Raw genomic sequence first — 15,283 nt, 5'->3', positions numbered from 1 at the left:
CGCTCCTTAATTGTCTAACTGAGTCAAATAGAACGCCGCCAGCGCCAAATCCTCCGGCCGCGTTACTTTAATGTTGTCCGCCCGGCCGGCGATCAGCAGCGGATGGTAACCGCAATGCTCCAGCGCCGAGGCTTCGTCGGTGACGTTCGCGCCTTCATCCAGCGCGCGCTGCAGGCACTGCTTGAGCAACGGCAGCGGAAACAGCTGCGGCGTCAGCGCGTGCCACAGATCCTGCCGATCGACGGTATGGGCGATAGTTTCGCGGCCGGGTTCGGCGCGTTTCATGGTGTCGCGCACCGGCGCGGCGAGAATGCCGCCGACCTTGCTGTGTGAGGTAATCGCCAGCAGGCGCTCGAGATCGTCGGCGTGCAGGCAGGGGCGCGCGGCGTCGTGCACCAGCACCCAGTCCGCATCGCCCGCCAGATTCAGCCCGGCCATCACCGAATCCGCGCGCTGCTTGCCGCCCTCGGTGACGATCACCCGCGGATCCTGGGCGATCGGCAACTGTTCAAACTGGCGATCTTCGGGGCCGATCGCCACGATCACCCGCTCAATGCGCGGGTGGCGCAACAGGGCATGGATGGCGTGTTCGACGATGCTATGCCGGCCGATAGTTAAATATTGCTTCGGGCATTCCGCCTGCATGCGGCTGCCGATACCGGCAGCGGGCAGGACGGCAATCACCGAGGGAAAGGTGCCTGCGGAGTGATTCATGCGTTATTTTTGTGCGTTGTTTTGCGAGGAAGACACCGCGTTGCGTCTGGATTGGTCAGGAACCAGACGATAGAAAGTCTCACCGGGCTTGATCATGCCCAGCTCATTACGCGCACGCTCTTCGATCGCTTCCTGTCCGCCGTTCAAATCGTCGATTTCGGCAAACAGCTGATCGTTACGCGCTTTCAACTTGGCGTTGTTGCCCTGCTGGACCGCAACGTCTTCATTGACCCGCACGTAATCGTGAATACCATTTTTGCCCAGCCACAGTGAATACTGTAACCAACCGAGCAATGCCAGCAATAGCAGCGTAAGTTTTCCCATCTCCGCCCCCTGAAAAACCGACCAATCATCCCACAACTTCTCGTTGGACTCCACACTGAGAGCGGCATTTCAACGCCAAATTCAGAATACGGATGAAGGGTTCCCGAGTTTATAACCCAAATCCGCGGCGAAAGCGGCAAAAAAAGCCCCTTTTTACCCGACGCGCGCGGCGCGTTTTCCGATGAGAGACACACTGCCCTTCCTCCATTATGCAGCAAGAATCACTGTACCACCGCTTACCGGCCCATTGCTTACGCCACAGCAATGCAAAAAAATGAATATTTATCACCATAGAAAGAATAATCCTCATGCAGCGGTTGCACTTTCATTCATTGAGGCTTATTTTTATGCACTACTAGTGCATAAATAATTCCAATGTATAACCTTTCATTATCGGGGATCGCGATGTTAAAACGTTTAGTTCTGATCGGCGCCTGCCTGGCCGCCACCTTCTCCACCGCCGCGTTGGCGGCTGAACCTACCTACGTTGTCGGCTCCGGCGGCACCTATCGGCCGTTCGAATTTGAAAACAGCCAAAAACAGCTGGAAGGGTTCGACATCGACATCATCAAAGCGGTGGCCAATGCCGAAGGCTTCCAAATCAAACTGATCAATACGCCGTGGGAAGGGATCTTCGCCACGCTGAATTCCGGCGATCGCGATATCATCATTTCCGGCATCACCATCACCGATAAACGCAAACAAATGGTTGATTTCTCTGCGCCTTATTTCCCGGCCGAACAGGCCATCGTCGTGCCACAAGACTCGACGGTCGATTCCATCGCCGCGTTGAAAGCGCTGAAGGTCGGCGTGGTGAACTCCAGCACCGGCGACATCGTGGTGTCCGATGTGCTGGGCAAAAACAGCACCGCCATCAAGCGCTTCGACAATACGCCGCTGATGCTGCAGGAGCTGTATGAAGACGGCATCGGCGCGGCGGTCGGCGACGTCGGCGTGGCCAAGTTCTATATCAAAACCCACCCTGAGAAGGCCTTCAAGCTGGTGTCCGACGCCAAGTTCGAGCGCCAGTATTTCGGCATCGCCGTCGCCAAAGGCAACGACGAACTGCGTAACAAGATTAACGCCGGCCTGAAGAAGATCGTCGCCGACGGCACCTACGCCAAGATCTACCAAACCTGGTTCGACAGCAACGTACCGACGCTGCCGGCGGAATAATCAACTGGCGCGCCTCAGCGCAGTCGGCCAGTAAATAAACAGGCGTAGCGAGCTAAGTCATATTGGGTGCGGCCAGCGCACAGCCACCGGAGTGGACACGCAGTCCATGAGGATGGCGAGCACTGCCCAATCCCAAGATGACAACGCGCAGTAGCCTTAACACGCTTAAATAAGGATCTGATCTTGAACTTCCGCTGGGAGATTATCCAGGAATACGCGCCGCTGTTTATGGAAGGCGCCTGGATGACCATCAAATGCACCATTATCTGCGTGCTGCTGGGCACCACCTGGGGATTGATCCTCGGGCTGGGTCGTTTGGCGCAGGCGCCGCACGGCATCTGGAAACCCATTCTGCATTACGGCGTTCAGTGGCCGGTGCGCATCTACATCAGCGCCTTTCGCGGCACGCCGCTGTTCGTACAAATCATGGTCGTGCACTTCGCACTGGTGCCGCTGTTCATCAACCCGCGCGACGGCCTGCTGGTCACCAGCGGCCTGATGAGCGTCGATTTCGCCCGCGCGCTGCGCGCCGACTACGGCGCCTTTCTCTCCTGCGTGGTGGCGATCACGCTCAACGCCGGCGCCTATGTGTCGGAAATCTTCCGCGCCGGGATCCAGTCTATCGACCGCGGCCAAATGGAAGCTTCGCGTTCGCTGGGCATGAGCTACGGCAAGACCATGCGCCAGGTGATCCTGCCGCAGGCCTTCCGCCGCATGCTGCCGCCGCTGGGCAACAACGCCATCGCCATCGTCAAGGATTCGTCGCTGGCCTCCGCCATCGGCCTGGCGGATCTGGCCTATGCCGCCCGCACCGTCTCCGGCGCCTACGCCACCTACTGGGAGCCCTACCTGACCATTTCGCTGGTCTATTGGGTCATCACCTTCCTGCTCTCGCTGCTGGTGCAACACATGGAAAAGAGGTTCGGTAAAAGTGATTCGCGTACATAACCTGCAAAAACAGTTCGGCGAGAGCCACGTGCTGCGCGGCATTTCCTGCCGGATCGCCGCCAACGAAGTGGTGTGCGTCATCGGCCCTTCCGGCTCCGGGAAGAGCACCTTCCTGCGCTGCATCAACGCGCTGGAAACGCTCTCCGGCGGCGAGATCGAGGTCAACGGCTTCGCCGTCCACGATCAGAAAACCGACCTGAACAAGATGCGTGAAAGCGTGGGCATGGTGTTCCAGCGCTTCAACCTGTTCCCGCACATGACGGTGTTGGAAAACATCATCATGGCGCCGGTGAGCGTGAAGAAACGGCCGCGCGCCGAAGCCATCGCGCAAGCCGAACAGCTGCTGCGCAAGGTTGGCCTGCTCGACAAGATCGACGCCTACCCCAACAGCCTGTCCGGCGGCCAGCAGCAGCGGGTGGCCATCGCCCGCGCGCTGGCGATGGAGCCGAAGATCATGCTGTTCGACGAACCCACCTCCGCGCTCGATCCGGAGCTGGTGGGCGAAGTGTTGGCGGTGATGAAGTCCCTGGCCCACGAGGGCATGACCATGGTGGTGGTAACGCATGAGATGGGCTTTGCCCGTGAGGTGGCCGATCGGGTGCTGTTTATCGATCAGGGGATCATTCAGGAGGAAGGTACGCCGCAGCAGATCTTCAGCCATCCGGCCAATCCGCGCACACAGGCATTTCTGAGCAAAGTTTTGTAACCTTCGGCACCGCTTTGCAATCCTTCGGGCGCCGGCATCGGCGCCCGCTCTCTCACCACCCGGTCAGGAAGCTGAACACCAGCCAGAACAGGCACAGCACGATGGTGCCGGTCAGCAGCAGCGTCAGGATCAGACGACCGCGCAACAGCATGCTGAGGGTGATGCCGATCAGCACCGACAGCGGCATCAGCGCCAGGAAGAACGGCCAGGTATAGAGCAGGAAAAACAGCGTGTTGGAACCGTAAACCAGGAACGGCAACGCGAACGCCAGCCAGTAGAAAACAAAGCCGCTGACGCCGCCCAGGAAAGAATAAGAAGGCTCCTCTCTCTCCTGTTTTGACTGCTTGGAGTCGATCAAGATAGGCGTGACATTTTGCATAGTGATCCCTGGTTATTCGGCTCGCTCTGCGGCGGCTTAGAGTAAAAAGCGCATGGCGAAAAACGCCACACGCTTTTTTTGAATTCAGGGTTTGATAATAGCCTGACCACGCAACACGTCTAACAATTGCGCAATCAAATTTGTTACCAATTGTTGGCCATCGAGATGGATTTCCGGCTGCTGCGGTGCCTCGTAAACCGCGTCGATGCCGGTGAAATTGCGCAGCTCGCCGGCGCGCGCTTTTTTATACAATCCCTTCGGATCGCGCGCCTCGCAGATCGCCAACGGCGTGTCGACGAACACTTCGATAAAGCGATCGTCGCCGAGCATCTCGCGCACCATCTGCCGCTCGGCGCGGTGCGGCGAAATGAACGCGGTCAGCACCACCAGCCCGGCATCCACCATCAGTTTGGCCACTTCCCCCACCCGGCGGATGTTCTCGCGCCGATCTTCGTCCGAGAAGCCGAGATCGCGGCACAGGCCGTGGCGCACGTTATCGCCGTCCAGCAGATAGGTGCTGACGCCGAGCCCGTGCAGCGCCTGCTCCAGCGCGCCGGCGACGGTGGATTTGCCCGAGCCGGACAGCCCGGTAAACCACAGCACCGCGCCGCGATGGCCATTGCGCGCTTCGCGATCCGCGCGCGTCACCGCGTGCGGATGCCAAACCACGTTCTCATCGTCCGGCCCGGTCGCCCTCAGTTCAGCGGCCACCTTATCGGCCACCGAGCAGATCGCGTGCGCCCCAGTGCGGGAAGTGCTTGCGCACCAGCGCATTCAACTCCAGCTCGAAAGCGCTGAACTCGCCGCGCGCCGCCGATGCGGCCTGCAGCGTTTCGCGTACCAGACCGGCGCCCACCGTGACGTTGCTCATGCGATCGATGAAGATCAGCCCGCCGGTGTCGTGATTGCTCTGATAACTGTCCAGCATCAACGGCTCGTCGAAGGTCAGCTCCACCAACCCGATACCGTTGAGCGGCAACGTGTCGGCCGAGTGTTGCGCCAGCGTATTGATCTCCACCTGATGGCGGATGCTCTCCACGCGGGCGCGGGTCTTTTTACCGGCGATCTTGATGTCGTAGCTCTGGCCCGGCACCAGCGGCTGCTCGGCCATCCATACCACGTCCACCAGCGCGCTCTGCGCCGCCTGCAGGCTTTCGCCGGCGTCGACCAGCAGATCGCCGCGGCTGATGTCCACCTCATCCTTCAGCACCAGCGTAATCGCTTCGCCCGGCACCGCTTCTTGCAGATCGCCGTCGAAGGTCACGATGCGCGCCACGCTGGACTCCACGCCGGAAGGCAGCACCTTGACCCGTTGCCCCACCCGCACCACGCCAGCGGACAGCGTGCCGGCATAGCCGCGAAAATCGAGGTTCGGGCGGTTGACGTACTGCACCGGGAAGCGCAGCGGCTGGTTTTCTCGCTCGCTGACCACGTCCACGCTTTCCAGCACTTCCAGCAGCGTCGGGCCGCTGTACCACGGCATATGGGCGCTTTCGCTCGCCACGTTGTCGCCGTCCAGCGCCGACAGCGGCACGAATTTGATGTCCAGATCGCCTGGCAGCTGCTGGGCGAAGGTCAGGTAATCCTGTTTGAACTGCTCGAACACCGCTTCCTGGTAGTCCACCAGATCCATCTTGTTCACCGCCACCACCAGATGGCGAATGCCCAGCAGGGTCGCGATAAAGCTGTGGCGGCGAGTCTGATCCAGCACCCCTTTGCGCGCGTCGATCAACAGGATCGCCAGATCGCAGGTGGAGGCACCAGTGGCCATGTTGCGGGTGTACTGCTCATGCCCCGGGGTATCAGCGATGATAAATTTGCGTTTTTCGGTCGAGAAATAGCGATAGGCCACGTCGATGGTGATGCCCTGCTCGCGCTCGGCCTGCAGGCCGTCCACCAGCAGCGCCAGATCGAGCTTCTCGCCCTGGGTGCCGATGCGTTTGCTGTCGCTGTGCAGCGTCGACAGCTGATCCTCGTAGATCTGGCGGGTATCGTGCAGCAGGCGGCCAATCAGGGTGCTTTTGCCGTCATCGACGCTGCCGCAGGTCAGAAAGCGCAGCAGGCTCTTGTGCTGCTGCGCGTGCAGATAGGATTCGACGCCGCCCTGGTCGGCGATTTGTTGTGCGATTGCGTTGTTCATCCGGCGGCTCCTTAGAAATACCCTTGACGCTTTTTCAGCTCCATCGAGCCGGACTGATCGCGATCGATCATCCGCCCCTGGCGTTCACTGGTGGTGGAGACCAGCATCTCTTCGATGATCTCCGGCAGGGTTTGCGCCTGCGAGTCCACCGCGCCGGTCAGCGGCCAGCACCCCAGGGTGCGGAAACGCACCATGCGCTGGCTGATCACTTCACCCGGCTGCAGATCGATGCGATCGTCGTCCACCATCATCAGCATGCCGTCGCGCTCCACCACCGGGCGAGGTTTCGCCAGGTACAGCGGCACGATGTCGATCTTTTCCAGGAAGATGTACTGCCAGATATCCAGCTCGGTCCAGTTCGATAGCGGGAAGACGCGGATGCTCTCCCCTTTGTTGATCTGGCCGTTGTAGTTGTGCCACAGCTCCGGCCGCTGGTTTTTCGGATCCCAGCGGTGGAAGCGATCGCGGAACGAATAGATGCGCTCTTTGGCGCGCGATTTCTCCTCGTCGCGCCGCGCACCGCCGAAGGCGGCGTCGAAACCATACTTGTTCAACGCCTGCTTCAGGCCCTCGGTCTTCATGATGTCGGTATGCTTGGCGCTGCCGTGCACGAACGGGTTGATGCCCATCGCCACCCCTTCCGGGTTTTTATGCACCAGCAGCTCGAAGCCGTACTCCTTCGCGGTGCGATCGCGGAATTCGTACATTTCGCGGAACTTCCAGCCGGTATCGACGTGCAGCAGCGGGAACGGCAACGTGCCGGGGAAGAACGCCTTGCGCGCCAGATGCAGCATCACGGAAGAGTCTTTACCGATGGAATACAGCATCACCGGGTTGGCGAATTCAGCGGCGACTTCACGGATGATATGGATACTCTCCGCCTCCAATTGCCGCAAATGAGTGAGTCGTTTTTCGTCCATAACAGATCCTTAAAAGCCTTGCCTATGCCAAATTCACGACGGCCGGGCGCGCGGCCCCTTCCGTCTGCGATTGATGCCCGAACCAGGCGATTTGATGGTGCAGTTCCACCACTTCGCCAATCACCAGCAGCGCTGGCAGCGGCGCCCGTTGGGCCAGATGTTCCAGTTGATCCAGCGTGCCGATCTGCACCTGCTGATCGGCGCGCGTGCCGCGGCTGATCACCGCCACCGGCGTATCGGCAGCGCGGCCGTGGGCGATCAGGCGTTGGCTGATGTCCGCCGCCTTCATGGTGCCCATGTAGATAGCCAGCGTCTGCCGCGCCCGGGCCAGATCGGCCCAGTCCAGGCCATCGCCGTCGGGGCGGCAGTGGCCGGTGATAAAGGTCACGCTCTGCGCGTGGTCGCGGTGCGTCAGCGGAATGCCGGCGTAGGCGGTCGCCCCCGCGGCGGCCGTGACGCCCGGCACCACCTGAAACGGAATGCCGGCGGCGGCGGCCACCTGCAGCTCTTCGCCGCCGCGGCCAAAGATGAACGGATCCCCGCCCTTCAGGCGCACCACGCGTTTGCCCTGCTGCGCCAGCTCCACCAGCAGCCGGTTGGTCTCTTCCTGGATCACCGAGTGCGCGCCGGCGCGCTTGCCCACGCAGATGCGTTCGGCGTCGCGGCGCACCAGATCGAGGATCTCGCCGCTGACCAGGTGGTCATACAGCACCACGTCCGCCTGCTGCATCACCTGCAGCCCGCGCAGGGTCAACAGCCCCACGTCGCCCGGCCCGGCGCCCACCAGGGCTATCTCGCCCTGCGCGCCTTCATCGCCTGCGGCGAAGCTTTGCAAATCCTGCTCCAGCTGCCGCTCCGCCTGCGCCGTCTGGCCGTTGGCCACCAGCGTGGCGAAACGGCCGCCGAAGGTTTTCTCCCAGAAACGACGACGTTCGCCGATCGAGGCCAGCCGCTGTTTGGCCTGGCCGCGCCAGCGGCCCGCCACCTGCGCCATCTGCCCCAAACTGGCGGGCAGCAACGCCTCCAGCTTTTCGCGCAGCAACCGCGCCAGCACCGGCGCCTGGCCGCTGGACGACACCGCCACCACCAGCGGCGAGCGATCGATGATCGACGGGAAGATGAACGAACAGCGCGGCTGATCGTCCACCACGTTGGCCAGCACCCGGCGTTTATCCGCCTCGGCGAACACCGAGGCGTTCAGCGCGTTGTCGTCCGTGGCGGCGATCGCCAGAAACACGTCGTCCAGCTGTTGCGGGTCAAAGGTTTTCCCCAGCCAGAGCAGTTGCCCTTGCTGACGTTGTTGTTCCAGTTCCGGTGAGAGCGACTGCGCAACTATCCGTATTTCAGCCCCGGCGCGCTGAAGCAGATCGACTTTGCGCGCAGCCACGTCACCGCCGCCAACGACCAGCACCGGACGTTGTTTCAGATCGGCGAATATTGGTAGATAGTCCACAACAGCCTTTTCATATAACAGAAAGATAGTGTGACTATACGGGCTGAGATTTAGCCTCTGAAATGACGAAAAGGAATGAATAGTTCCTTTATGGAATATAGGCCGCAACGCCAGAGGCAAACGGTGATAACTGCGGCGACGGTTTGCGCATTCGCGCGAAAATTAAGAGACGGGGAAATTGTGTAATGCCGCCCGGCGTCTCATACTGGGTGCCGAAGAAAAATGATCGGCAGCGCCGATAGCAAAGAAGGATTTTTCGGTATGTTTTCCCGTTTTTACCTGAAGACCAGCCTGCTGGCCCTCGCACTCGGCGGCGTCTTCAGCGTTTGTGCCGCACAGCCCGCAAAAGACGCGCCAATGGGCCGTTTCGCCGCCGAACAGACCCGCCACATCGCCACTTACTTCCCCGGCCGCATGGCGGGCAGCCCGGCCGAATTGCTCACCGCCGACTACCTGAAGCAGCAGTTCAGCAAGATGGGTTATCAAAGCGATATTCGCAGCGTCAACACGCGCTATCTCTACACCAGCAAAGACGGCAAGAAGAACTGGAACAACGTCACCGCCAGCTCGGTGATCGCCGCCCGCAACGGTGCCAGCCCGAAACAAATAGTGATTGTCGCCCACTTCGACACCTACACGCCGCAGAGCGACGAAGACCTGGATAACAACCTCGGCGGCCTGACGCTGCAGGGCGTCGACGACAACGCCTCCGGCATCGGCGTGATGCTGGAGTTGGCGGAGCGCCTGAAAAGCATCCCTACCGCCTACGGCCTGCGCTTCGTCGCCACCAGCGCCGAAGAGCTCGGCTCGCTGGGCGCACAGAACTACCTGCAGCGCATGAGCGCGGAAGAGAAAAGCAACACCGTGCTGGTGATCAACCTCGACAGCCTGATCACCGGCGATCGTCTGTACTTCAACGCCGGGCGCAACACGCCGCCGCAGATGGCGAAACGCTCCCGCGATCGCGCGCTGGATATCGCCCATCGCTACGGCATCGCCGCCGCCAGCAATCCGGGCAGCGCACAGCATCCGAAGGGCACCGGCTGCTGCTCCGATCAAGAGGTATTCGATGCGGCGGGCATCCCGGTGCTGTCGGTAGAGGCCACCAACTGGTCGCTGGGCGACAAGGACGGCTACCAGCAGCGCGCCGTCAGCCCGCACTTTCCGCAGGGCATCACCTGGCACCGCCCACAGTATGACAACCTGCAGTACCTGGATCGCTACCTGCCGGGGCGGATCGACAAACGCAGCCGCGACAGCGTGCAGATCCTGCTGCCGCTGATCAAAGAGCTGGCGCAGGCGCACCCGCCGAAAGCACAGAAGAAAAAGTAGTCCGCAAAAAAACAGGGCCCAGCACTGCTGAGCCCCGTCATGTTGATCGCGCCGTTTAGCCTTCGTGCAGGCCGCACTCGCGCTTCAGGCCGAAGAAACGCGTCTCTTCCTCGCTCATGCCCGGCTCCCACTTCTGGGTGGTGTGGGTATCGCCTACCGACAGGTAGCCCTGCTCCCACAGCGGGTGATAGCTCAGCCCATGTTCGGTCAGGTACTGGTAAATCTTGCGGTTGTCCCAGTCGATGATCGGCAGGATCTTGAACACCCCGCGCTGCACCGCCAGCACCGGCAGATTGGCGCGGCTGCCGGACTGCTCGCGCCGCAGGCCGGCGAACCAGCTCTGCGCCCCCAGCGTCTCCAGCGCGCGATTCATCGGCTCGACCTTGTTGATCTGGTTGTACTTCTCAATCCCTTCCACGCCCTGCTCCCACAGTTTGCCGTAGCGCGCCTCTTGCCAGGCGGGAGACTGCTCGGCGCGGAACACCTGCAGATTCAGCTTCAGCTGGTCGGTCAGTTGATCGATAAAGCGGTAGGTTTCCGGGAACAGGTAACCGGTGTCGGTCAGGATCACCGGGATATCCGGCCGGATGCGCGTCACCAGGTGCAGGCATACCGCCGCCTGAATGCCGAAACTGGACGAGAGTACGAACTCGCCGGGCAGATGCTCCAGCGCCCATGCAACGCGCTGTTCGGCGCTGAGGGTCTCCAGTTGGCCGTTGACCACCGCCAATGCCAGCGCCTGCCCGGATTTGGGCAACGCGTTCAGCGCCGCCAGATCGAATTCAGCCATGTTGTCTCTCCTGCTACTTGAAATTACCTGTGCGGCCCCTCTGCCCCAGGGGCCGCCCGGCCTCACTCCCAGAAATCTCGCGCCGGATCCAGCACCGGTTTGACGATGCCCGCGCGGATGGTGAAGTCGCCGAAGCCTTCGCCGGCGTTGCGCTCCTTCGCCCAGCGCCCCACCAGCAGGTCGATCTCGCTCAGGATCTCGTCTTCGCTGATGTTCTCGCGATACATGCGCGGAATGCGCGTGCCTTCGCGGTTGCCGCCCAAATGCAGGTTATAGCGGCCGACCGCCTTGCCCACCAGCCCCAGCTCCGCCAACAGCGCGCGGCCGCAGCCGTTTGGGCAGCCGGTGATGCGCAGCACGATATGCTCGTCACCCACCCCGTGCCGATGCATGATCCCTTCCACCTTGGTGACGAACTGCGGCAGGAAGCGCTCGGCCTCCGCCATCGCCAACGGGCAGGTCGGGAACGATACGCAGGCCATCGAGTTCTTGCGTTGCTCGCTGATCTCGTCGTCGATCAGGCCATGATCGCGCGCCAGTGCTTCGATCTTCGCCTTCTCGCTTTCCGGCACGCCGGCGATGATCACGTTTTGGTTCGCCGTCAGACGGAAGTCGCCTTTATGGATCTTGGCGATCTCCGCCATGCCGGTCTTCAGCGGGCGCCCCGGATAGTCCAGCAGGCGGCCGTTCTCGATAAACAGCGTCAGGTGCCATTGATCGTCGATGCCCTTCACCCAACCGATGCGATCGCCACGGCCGGTGAATTCATACGGCCGGATCGGCGCGAAGGTGATACCGGCGCGCTTTTCCACTTCGGCGCGGAAAACGTCCACCCCGACGCGCTCCAGCGTGTATTTGGTTTTGGCGTTCTTGCGATCGGTGCGGTTGCCCCAGTCGCGCTGCGTGGTCACCACCGCTTCCGCCACCGCCAGCGTATGCTCGAGCGGAATGTAGCCGAATTCGCTGGCCTGCCGCGCGTAGGTCTTCTTGTTGCCGTGTTCGATGGACAGCCCGCCGCCCACCAGCAGGTTGAAGCCCACCAGCTTGCCGTTTTCGGCGATCGCCACGAAGTTCATGTCGTTGGCGTGCAGATCGACGTCGTTCTGCGGCGGGATCACCACCGTGGTTTTGAATTTGCGCGGCAGGTAGGTCGGCCCCAGAATCGGCTCTTCGTCGGTGGTGGCCACCTTCTCCTGATCCAGCCACACCTCAGCGTAGGCGCGGGTGCGCGGCAGCAGGTGTTCGGAGATCTTCTTCGCCCACTCGTAGGCTTCCTGATGCAGCTCGGACTCCACCGGGTTGGAGGTGCACAGCACGTTGCGGTTGACGTCGTTGGCGGTCGCCAACGCGTCCAGCCCCAGGCGGTTCAGCAGCTGGTGCACCGGTTTGACGTTGCCTTTCAGAATGCCGTGAAACTGGAACGTCTGGCGGTTGGTGATGCGAATGCTGCCGTACAGCGTGCTCTCCTGCGCGAACTTGTCGATGCCCAGCCACTGCTGCGGGCTGATGATGCCGCCCGGCAGGCGGCAGCGCAGCATCATGGCGTGGCGCGGCTCCAGCTTCTGCTCGGCGCGTTCGGCGCGAATGTCGCGGTCATCCTGCTGGTACATGCCGTGGAAACGGATCAGCAGGAAGTTGTCGCCGTTGAAGCCGCCGGTCAGGCCGTCGTTCAAATCTTCGGCGATGGTGCCGCGCAGGAAGTTGCTCTCCTTCTTCATGCGCTCCGCATCGGCCAGTTTGCCTTCGACTACCAAAGGCCCGGGGTGTTTATCACTCATCAGTAAACATCTCGCTGATAACGGCGCTCAAGGCGCAGCTCACTTAAAAATTCATCCGCCTGCTCGGTATCCATGCCACCGTGCTCGGCCACCAGTTCCAGTAATGTGTTTTCCACGTCTTTCGCCATGCGATTGGCATCGCCGCAGACGTAAATGTGCGCGCCTTCCTGAATCCAGCGCCACACTTCCGCGCCCTGTTCGCGCAGTTTGTCTTGTACGTATATTTTATGTTGCTGGTCGCGGGACCAGGCCAGATCGATGCGGGTCAGCAGGCCGTCTTTCACGTAGCGCTGCCATTCGACCTGATACAGGAAATCTTCGGTGAAGTGCGGGTTGCCGAAGAACAGCCAGTTTTTGCCGCCGGCGCCGTCGGCGTCGCGCTGCTGCATAAAGGCGCGGAACGGCGCGATGCCGGTGCCCGGGCCGATCATGATCACCGGCGTTTCCGGGTTGGCCGGCAGGCGGAAGTTGTCGTTGTGTTCGATAAACACCCGCACGTCGCCGTCTTCCTCCAGGCGATCCGCCAGGAAGCCGGAGGCGCCGCCGCTGCGGGCGCGCCCGTCGATGTCGTAACGCACCACGCCCACGGTGATGTGGACTTCGCTTTCGTTCTCCGCCTGCGAAGAGGCGATGGAGTACAGACGCGGCGTCAGCGGGCGCAGCAGGCCGACCAGCTGTTCGGCGCTCAGGTCCGCCGGCGCCTGACGCACCATGTCGACGATCGGCGTGTTGTGCGCGTACTGCTGCAGCGCGGCTTTATCCGCCAGCAGGCCGATCAGCGTTTCATCGCGCGACAGCGCGGCGTATTTATCGACGATCGGCGTGGTGTTCTGCGTCAGCTCGAAATGGCTGCGCAGCGCCTGCGCCAGCGGCAGGGTTTGCCCTTCCACCTCGACCGGTTCGTCGCCTTTCAGCCACAACAGCTGCACCAGTTCGTCCACCAGCGCCGGATCGTTGTCGAACCATACGCCGAGCGCATCGCCCGGCTGATAGCGCAGGCCGGAGTCGCCCAGATCGATTTCGATATGGCGCACGTCTTTATCCGACGCGCGGCCGGTAATTTTCTGATTGACCGCCAGCTGGGCGGTAAGCGGTTGTTCCTTGCTGTACGGGCTGCTGTCGATCAGATCGACCGCGCCGCTGGCCAACACGCCCGGTGCGGCGCTTTCCGCCGGCGCGCGCGCCTTCAGCACCGACACCACCTGTTTACGCCAGGCGACGGCCAGTTCCTGGTACTCCACGTCGGCGTCCACGCGCTCCACCAGGCGCTCGGCCCCCAGCTCGGCCAGCTTGCCGTCGAAATCCTTACCAGACTGGCAGAAATTCTCATAAGAGGTGTCGCCCAGCCCGAACACCGCAAAAGCGGTGTCATTCAGCTTCGGCGCCTTCTTCGAGAACAGGAATTTATGCAGCGCCACCGCTTCTTCCGCCGGCTCGCCTTCCCCCTGCGTAGAGGCGACGATCACCAGCAGGCGCTCTTGAGCTATCTGCTTGAACTTGTAGTCGCCGGCGCTGATCAGCGTGGCGCTCAGATTGGCGGCCAGCAGATCGTCGCGCAGCTGCTCCGCCAGGCGGCGCGCATTGCCGGTCTGCGAAGCGGAAATGATGGTGATGCCGGCGGCAGCCGCAGGGGCGACAGGCGCAATGGCCACGGCTCCGGGCTGTTGATTGACCATGCCCCAAAAATAGCCGGACAGCCACGCCAGCTGCGTCGGCGAATAGTCGCCGATCGTCGCCTGCAGGCGCGCCAGCTGTTCGGGCGTCAGCGGGAGCAAAGATGTTGGAGGAGCCTGAGTCGTCATTGCTGTACTTATTTCCTATACTTAGCGCCTTTCCTGCCAGGCGCGCGCCAGTGTCAGTCGCTGTCTCTTCGCTGCGTCGGGTGTGCGGAAAAGATCAGGAGAGTTTGTAAGGTTACCGAGCAGAATAGCAACGATTAAATAAGGGATAGCAATAAATCATAACCAAAATGACTAAGCTGTTTTTCCGGTAAGGGATAACGCTTAAACCGTTAAACAAAGTTTTTTATCCAGATGAAATTAAAGCGCTTTTTTTCATCGTTTTTTCACCGTTCAACATTTCGGCTCATTACCCCAGCCGATAGGTGCCGCAAACACCAAACAAAAAAAGTGTTAACCGGATGCGTTTGCCGTGGCGGTAGACCATAACGGTATAAATGGCAAGCAGACGCGCTTTCCGGTACTATGCGGCGGTTTTTGAGTCAATGAGGCCGTAATAATGGCAACCACGCTGTTTAAAGATTTTCAGTTTGAAGCCGCACACCGTTTGCCCCACGTGCCGGAGGGCCATAAGTGCGGCCGTCTGCATGGGCATTCGTTTATGGTGCGTCTGGAAGTGACCGGTGAAGTGGATCCCCACACCGGTTGGGTGATGGATTTCGCCGAGCTCAAGGCTGTGTTTTCCCCGATCTGGGAGCGGCTGGATCACCATTATCTGAACGATATTCCAGGATTGGAAAATCCCACCAGCGAAGTGCTCGCCGCCTGGATTTGGCAGCAGCTCAAGCCCCAGTTGCCGGAACTGACTGCGGTGATGGTGAAAGAGACCTGTACTGCGGGATGCGTATATAAAGGTTAAAAGAAAGGGCGCCCAAGGGCGCCCT

Annotated in this window: 15 protein-coding genes; 5 read left to right on the top strand and 10 right to left on the bottom strand. The window is 61.1% G+C overall.

Features of this window, described 5'->3' with window-relative positions:
• Nucleotides 1-6: 6 nt before the first annotated feature.
• The gene (ispD, locus tag ACK3CV_RS04440; RefSeq protein ID WP_164141315.1) at nucleotides 7-714 is read right to left on the bottom strand and encodes a 2-C-methyl-D-erythritol 4-phosphate cytidylyltransferase; all 708 of its coding nucleotides are present in this window, start codon (nucleotides 712-714) and stop codon (nucleotides 7-9) included.
• A 3-nt stretch (nucleotides 715-717) separates the two neighbouring features.
• Nucleotides 718-1,038, bottom strand: coding sequence for a cell division protein FtsB (gene ftsB / locus ACK3CV_RS04435; RefSeq protein ID WP_164039471.1), 321 nt, complete (start codon nucleotides 1,036-1,038; stop codon nucleotides 718-720).
• Nucleotides 1,039-1,443: 405 nt separating this feature from the next.
• On the opposite strand from ftsB, the gene ACK3CV_RS04430 reads away from it, so the two are divergent.
• The 3 genes from ACK3CV_RS04430 to ACK3CV_RS04420 all read left to right on the top strand — a co-directional run bounded on the left by ACK3CV_RS04430 (nucleotide 1,444) and on the right by ACK3CV_RS04420 (nucleotide 3,868).
• On the top strand, nucleotides 1,444-2,214 hold the full coding sequence (locus ACK3CV_RS04430; RefSeq protein ID WP_164039468.1) for a basic amino acid ABC transporter substrate-binding protein: 771 nt from the start codon (nucleotides 1,444-1,446) through the stop codon (nucleotides 2,212-2,214).
• 180 nt (nucleotides 2,215-2,394) lie between these two features.
• Nucleotides 2,395-3,162, top strand: a complete 768-nt coding sequence (locus ACK3CV_RS04425; RefSeq protein ID WP_086556831.1) for an amino acid ABC transporter permease — start codon at nucleotides 2,395-2,397, stop codon at nucleotides 3,160-3,162.
• Nucleotides 3,146-3,868: an amino acid ABC transporter ATP-binding protein gene (locus ACK3CV_RS04420; protein WP_033637159.1), complete on the top strand. Its 723-nt coding sequence runs from the start codon at nucleotides 3,146-3,148 to the stop codon at nucleotides 3,866-3,868. The genes ACK3CV_RS04425 and ACK3CV_RS04420 overlap by 17 nt, the downstream gene beginning before the upstream one ends.
• Nucleotides 3,869-3,920: 52 nt before the next feature.
• On the opposite strand, the gene ACK3CV_RS04415 is transcribed toward ACK3CV_RS04420, so the two are convergent.
• The 5 genes from ACK3CV_RS04415 to cysG all read right to left on the bottom strand — a co-directional run bounded on the left by ACK3CV_RS04415 (nucleotide 3,921) and on the right by cysG (nucleotide 8,760).
• On the bottom strand, nucleotides 3,921-4,247 hold the full coding sequence (locus ACK3CV_RS04415; protein ID WP_033637158.1) for a DUF3561 family protein: 327 nt from the start codon (nucleotides 4,245-4,247) through the stop codon (nucleotides 3,921-3,923).
• Nucleotides 4,248-4,331: 84 nt separating this feature from the next.
• On the bottom strand, nucleotides 4,332-5,021 hold the full coding sequence (gene cysC / locus ACK3CV_RS04410; RefSeq protein WP_077791443.1) for an adenylyl-sulfate kinase: 690 nt from the start codon (nucleotides 5,019-5,021) through the stop codon (nucleotides 4,332-4,334).
• On the bottom strand, nucleotides 4,960-6,387 hold the full coding sequence (cysN, locus tag ACK3CV_RS04405; protein WP_049196054.1) for a sulfate adenylyltransferase subunit CysN: 1,428 nt from the start codon (nucleotides 6,385-6,387) through the stop codon (nucleotides 4,960-4,962). The genes cysC and cysN overlap by 62 nt, the downstream gene beginning before the upstream one ends.
• An 11-nt stretch (nucleotides 6,388-6,398) precedes the next feature.
• A complete protein-coding gene (gene cysD, locus ACK3CV_RS04400; protein WP_004932620.1) occupies nucleotides 6,399-7,307 on the bottom strand; it encodes a sulfate adenylyltransferase subunit CysD in 909 nt (302 codons plus the stop codon).
• Nucleotides 7,308-7,329: 22 nt separating this feature from the next.
• A complete protein-coding gene (gene cysG, locus ACK3CV_RS04395) occupies nucleotides 7,330-8,760 on the bottom strand; it encodes a siroheme synthase CysG (RefSeq protein ID WP_033637155.1) in 1,431 nt (476 codons plus the stop codon).
• Nucleotides 8,761-9,021: 261 nt separating this feature from the next.
• Here cysG and ACK3CV_RS04390 point away from each other — a divergent pair, with 261 nt between their 5' ends.
• Nucleotides 9,022-10,092: an aminopeptidase gene (locus ACK3CV_RS04390; protein WP_033638669.1), complete on the top strand. Its 1,071-nt coding sequence runs from the start codon at nucleotides 9,022-9,024 to the stop codon at nucleotides 10,090-10,092.
• A gap of 55 nt (nucleotides 10,093-10,147) precedes the next feature.
• Here ACK3CV_RS04390 and ACK3CV_RS04385 read toward each other — a convergent pair whose 3' ends face one another.
• The 3 genes from ACK3CV_RS04385 to cysJ all read right to left on the bottom strand — a co-directional run bounded on the left by ACK3CV_RS04385 (nucleotide 10,148) and on the right by cysJ (nucleotide 14,462).
• Nucleotides 10,148-10,882 carry a phosphoadenylyl-sulfate reductase gene (locus tag ACK3CV_RS04385; protein ID WP_016929052.1) on the bottom strand — a complete coding sequence of 245 codons (735 nt, stop codon included), beginning with the start codon at nucleotides 10,880-10,882 and terminating at the stop codon, nucleotides 10,148-10,150.
• A gap of 62 nt (nucleotides 10,883-10,944) precedes the next feature.
• Nucleotides 10,945-12,660 carry an assimilatory sulfite reductase (NADPH) hemoprotein subunit gene (cysI, locus tag ACK3CV_RS04380; RefSeq protein ID WP_033649247.1) on the bottom strand — a complete coding sequence of 572 codons (1,716 nt, stop codon included), beginning with the start codon at nucleotides 12,658-12,660 and terminating at the stop codon, nucleotides 10,945-10,947.
• Nucleotides 12,660-14,462, bottom strand: a complete 1,803-nt coding sequence (gene cysJ / locus ACK3CV_RS04375) for an NADPH-dependent assimilatory sulfite reductase flavoprotein subunit (RefSeq protein WP_043148129.1) — start codon at nucleotides 14,460-14,462, stop codon at nucleotides 12,660-12,662. Before cysJ ends, cysI begins: the two co-directional genes overlap by 1 nt.
• A 436-nt stretch (nucleotides 14,463-14,898) precedes the next feature.
• On the opposite strand from cysJ, the gene queD reads away from it, so the two are divergent.
• Nucleotides 14,899-15,258, top strand: a complete 360-nt coding sequence (gene queD / locus ACK3CV_RS04370; RefSeq protein WP_004932638.1) for a 6-carboxytetrahydropterin synthase QueD — start codon at nucleotides 14,899-14,901, stop codon at nucleotides 15,256-15,258.
• Nucleotides 15,259-15,283 lie beyond the last annotated feature (25 nt).

The organism is Serratia sp. TSO36, from assembly GCF_057808395.1.
The sequence above is the reverse complement of the archived record's forward strand: the minus strand, read 5'-3'. Positions and strand labels throughout refer to the sequence as shown.

Bases quoted from the DNA above. Each gene is read 5' to 3' on its own strand.
- cysC (WP_077791443.1), bottom strand. From the start codon at position 5,021: ATGCGCTGGTGCGCAAGCACTTCCCGCACTGGGGCGCACGCGATCTGC.
- ACK3CV_RS04390 (WP_033638669.1), top strand. From the start codon at position 9,022: ATGTTTTCCCGTTTTTACCTGAAGACCAGCCTGCTGGCCCTCGCACTC.
- cysD (WP_004932620.1), bottom strand. From the start codon at position 7,307: ATGGACGAAAAACGACTCACTCATTTGCGGCAATTGGAGGCGGAGAGT.
- cysJ (WP_043148129.1), bottom strand. From the start codon at position 14,462: ATGACGACTCAGGCTCCTCCAACATCTTTGCTCCCGCTGACGCCCGAA.
- queD (WP_004932638.1), top strand. From the start codon at position 14,899: ATGGCAACCACGCTGTTTAAAGATTTTCAGTTTGAAGCCGCACACCGT.
- ACK3CV_RS04430 (WP_164039468.1), top strand. From the start codon at position 1,444: ATGTTAAAACGTTTAGTTCTGATCGGCGCCTGCCTGGCCGCCACCTTC.
- ispD (WP_164141315.1), bottom strand. From the start codon at position 714: ATGAATCACTCCGCAGGCACCTTTCCCTCGGTGATTGCCGTCCTGCCC.
- ftsB (WP_164039471.1), bottom strand. From the start codon at position 1,038: ATGGGAAAACTTACGCTGCTATTGCTGGCATTGCTCGGTTGGTTACAG.
- ACK3CV_RS04385 (WP_016929052.1), bottom strand. From the start codon at position 10,882: ATGGCTGAATTCGATCTGGCGGCGCTGAACGCGTTGCCCAAATCCGGG.
- cysI (WP_033649247.1), bottom strand. From the start codon at position 12,660: ATGAGTGATAAACACCCCGGGCCTTTGGTAGTCGAAGGCAAACTGGCC.
- ACK3CV_RS04415 (WP_033637158.1), bottom strand. From the start codon at position 4,247: ATGCAAAATGTCACGCCTATCTTGATCGACTCCAAGCAGTCAAAACAG.
- cysN (WP_049196054.1), bottom strand. From the start codon at position 6,387: ATGAACAACGCAATCGCACAACAAATCGCCGACCAGGGCGGCGTCGAA.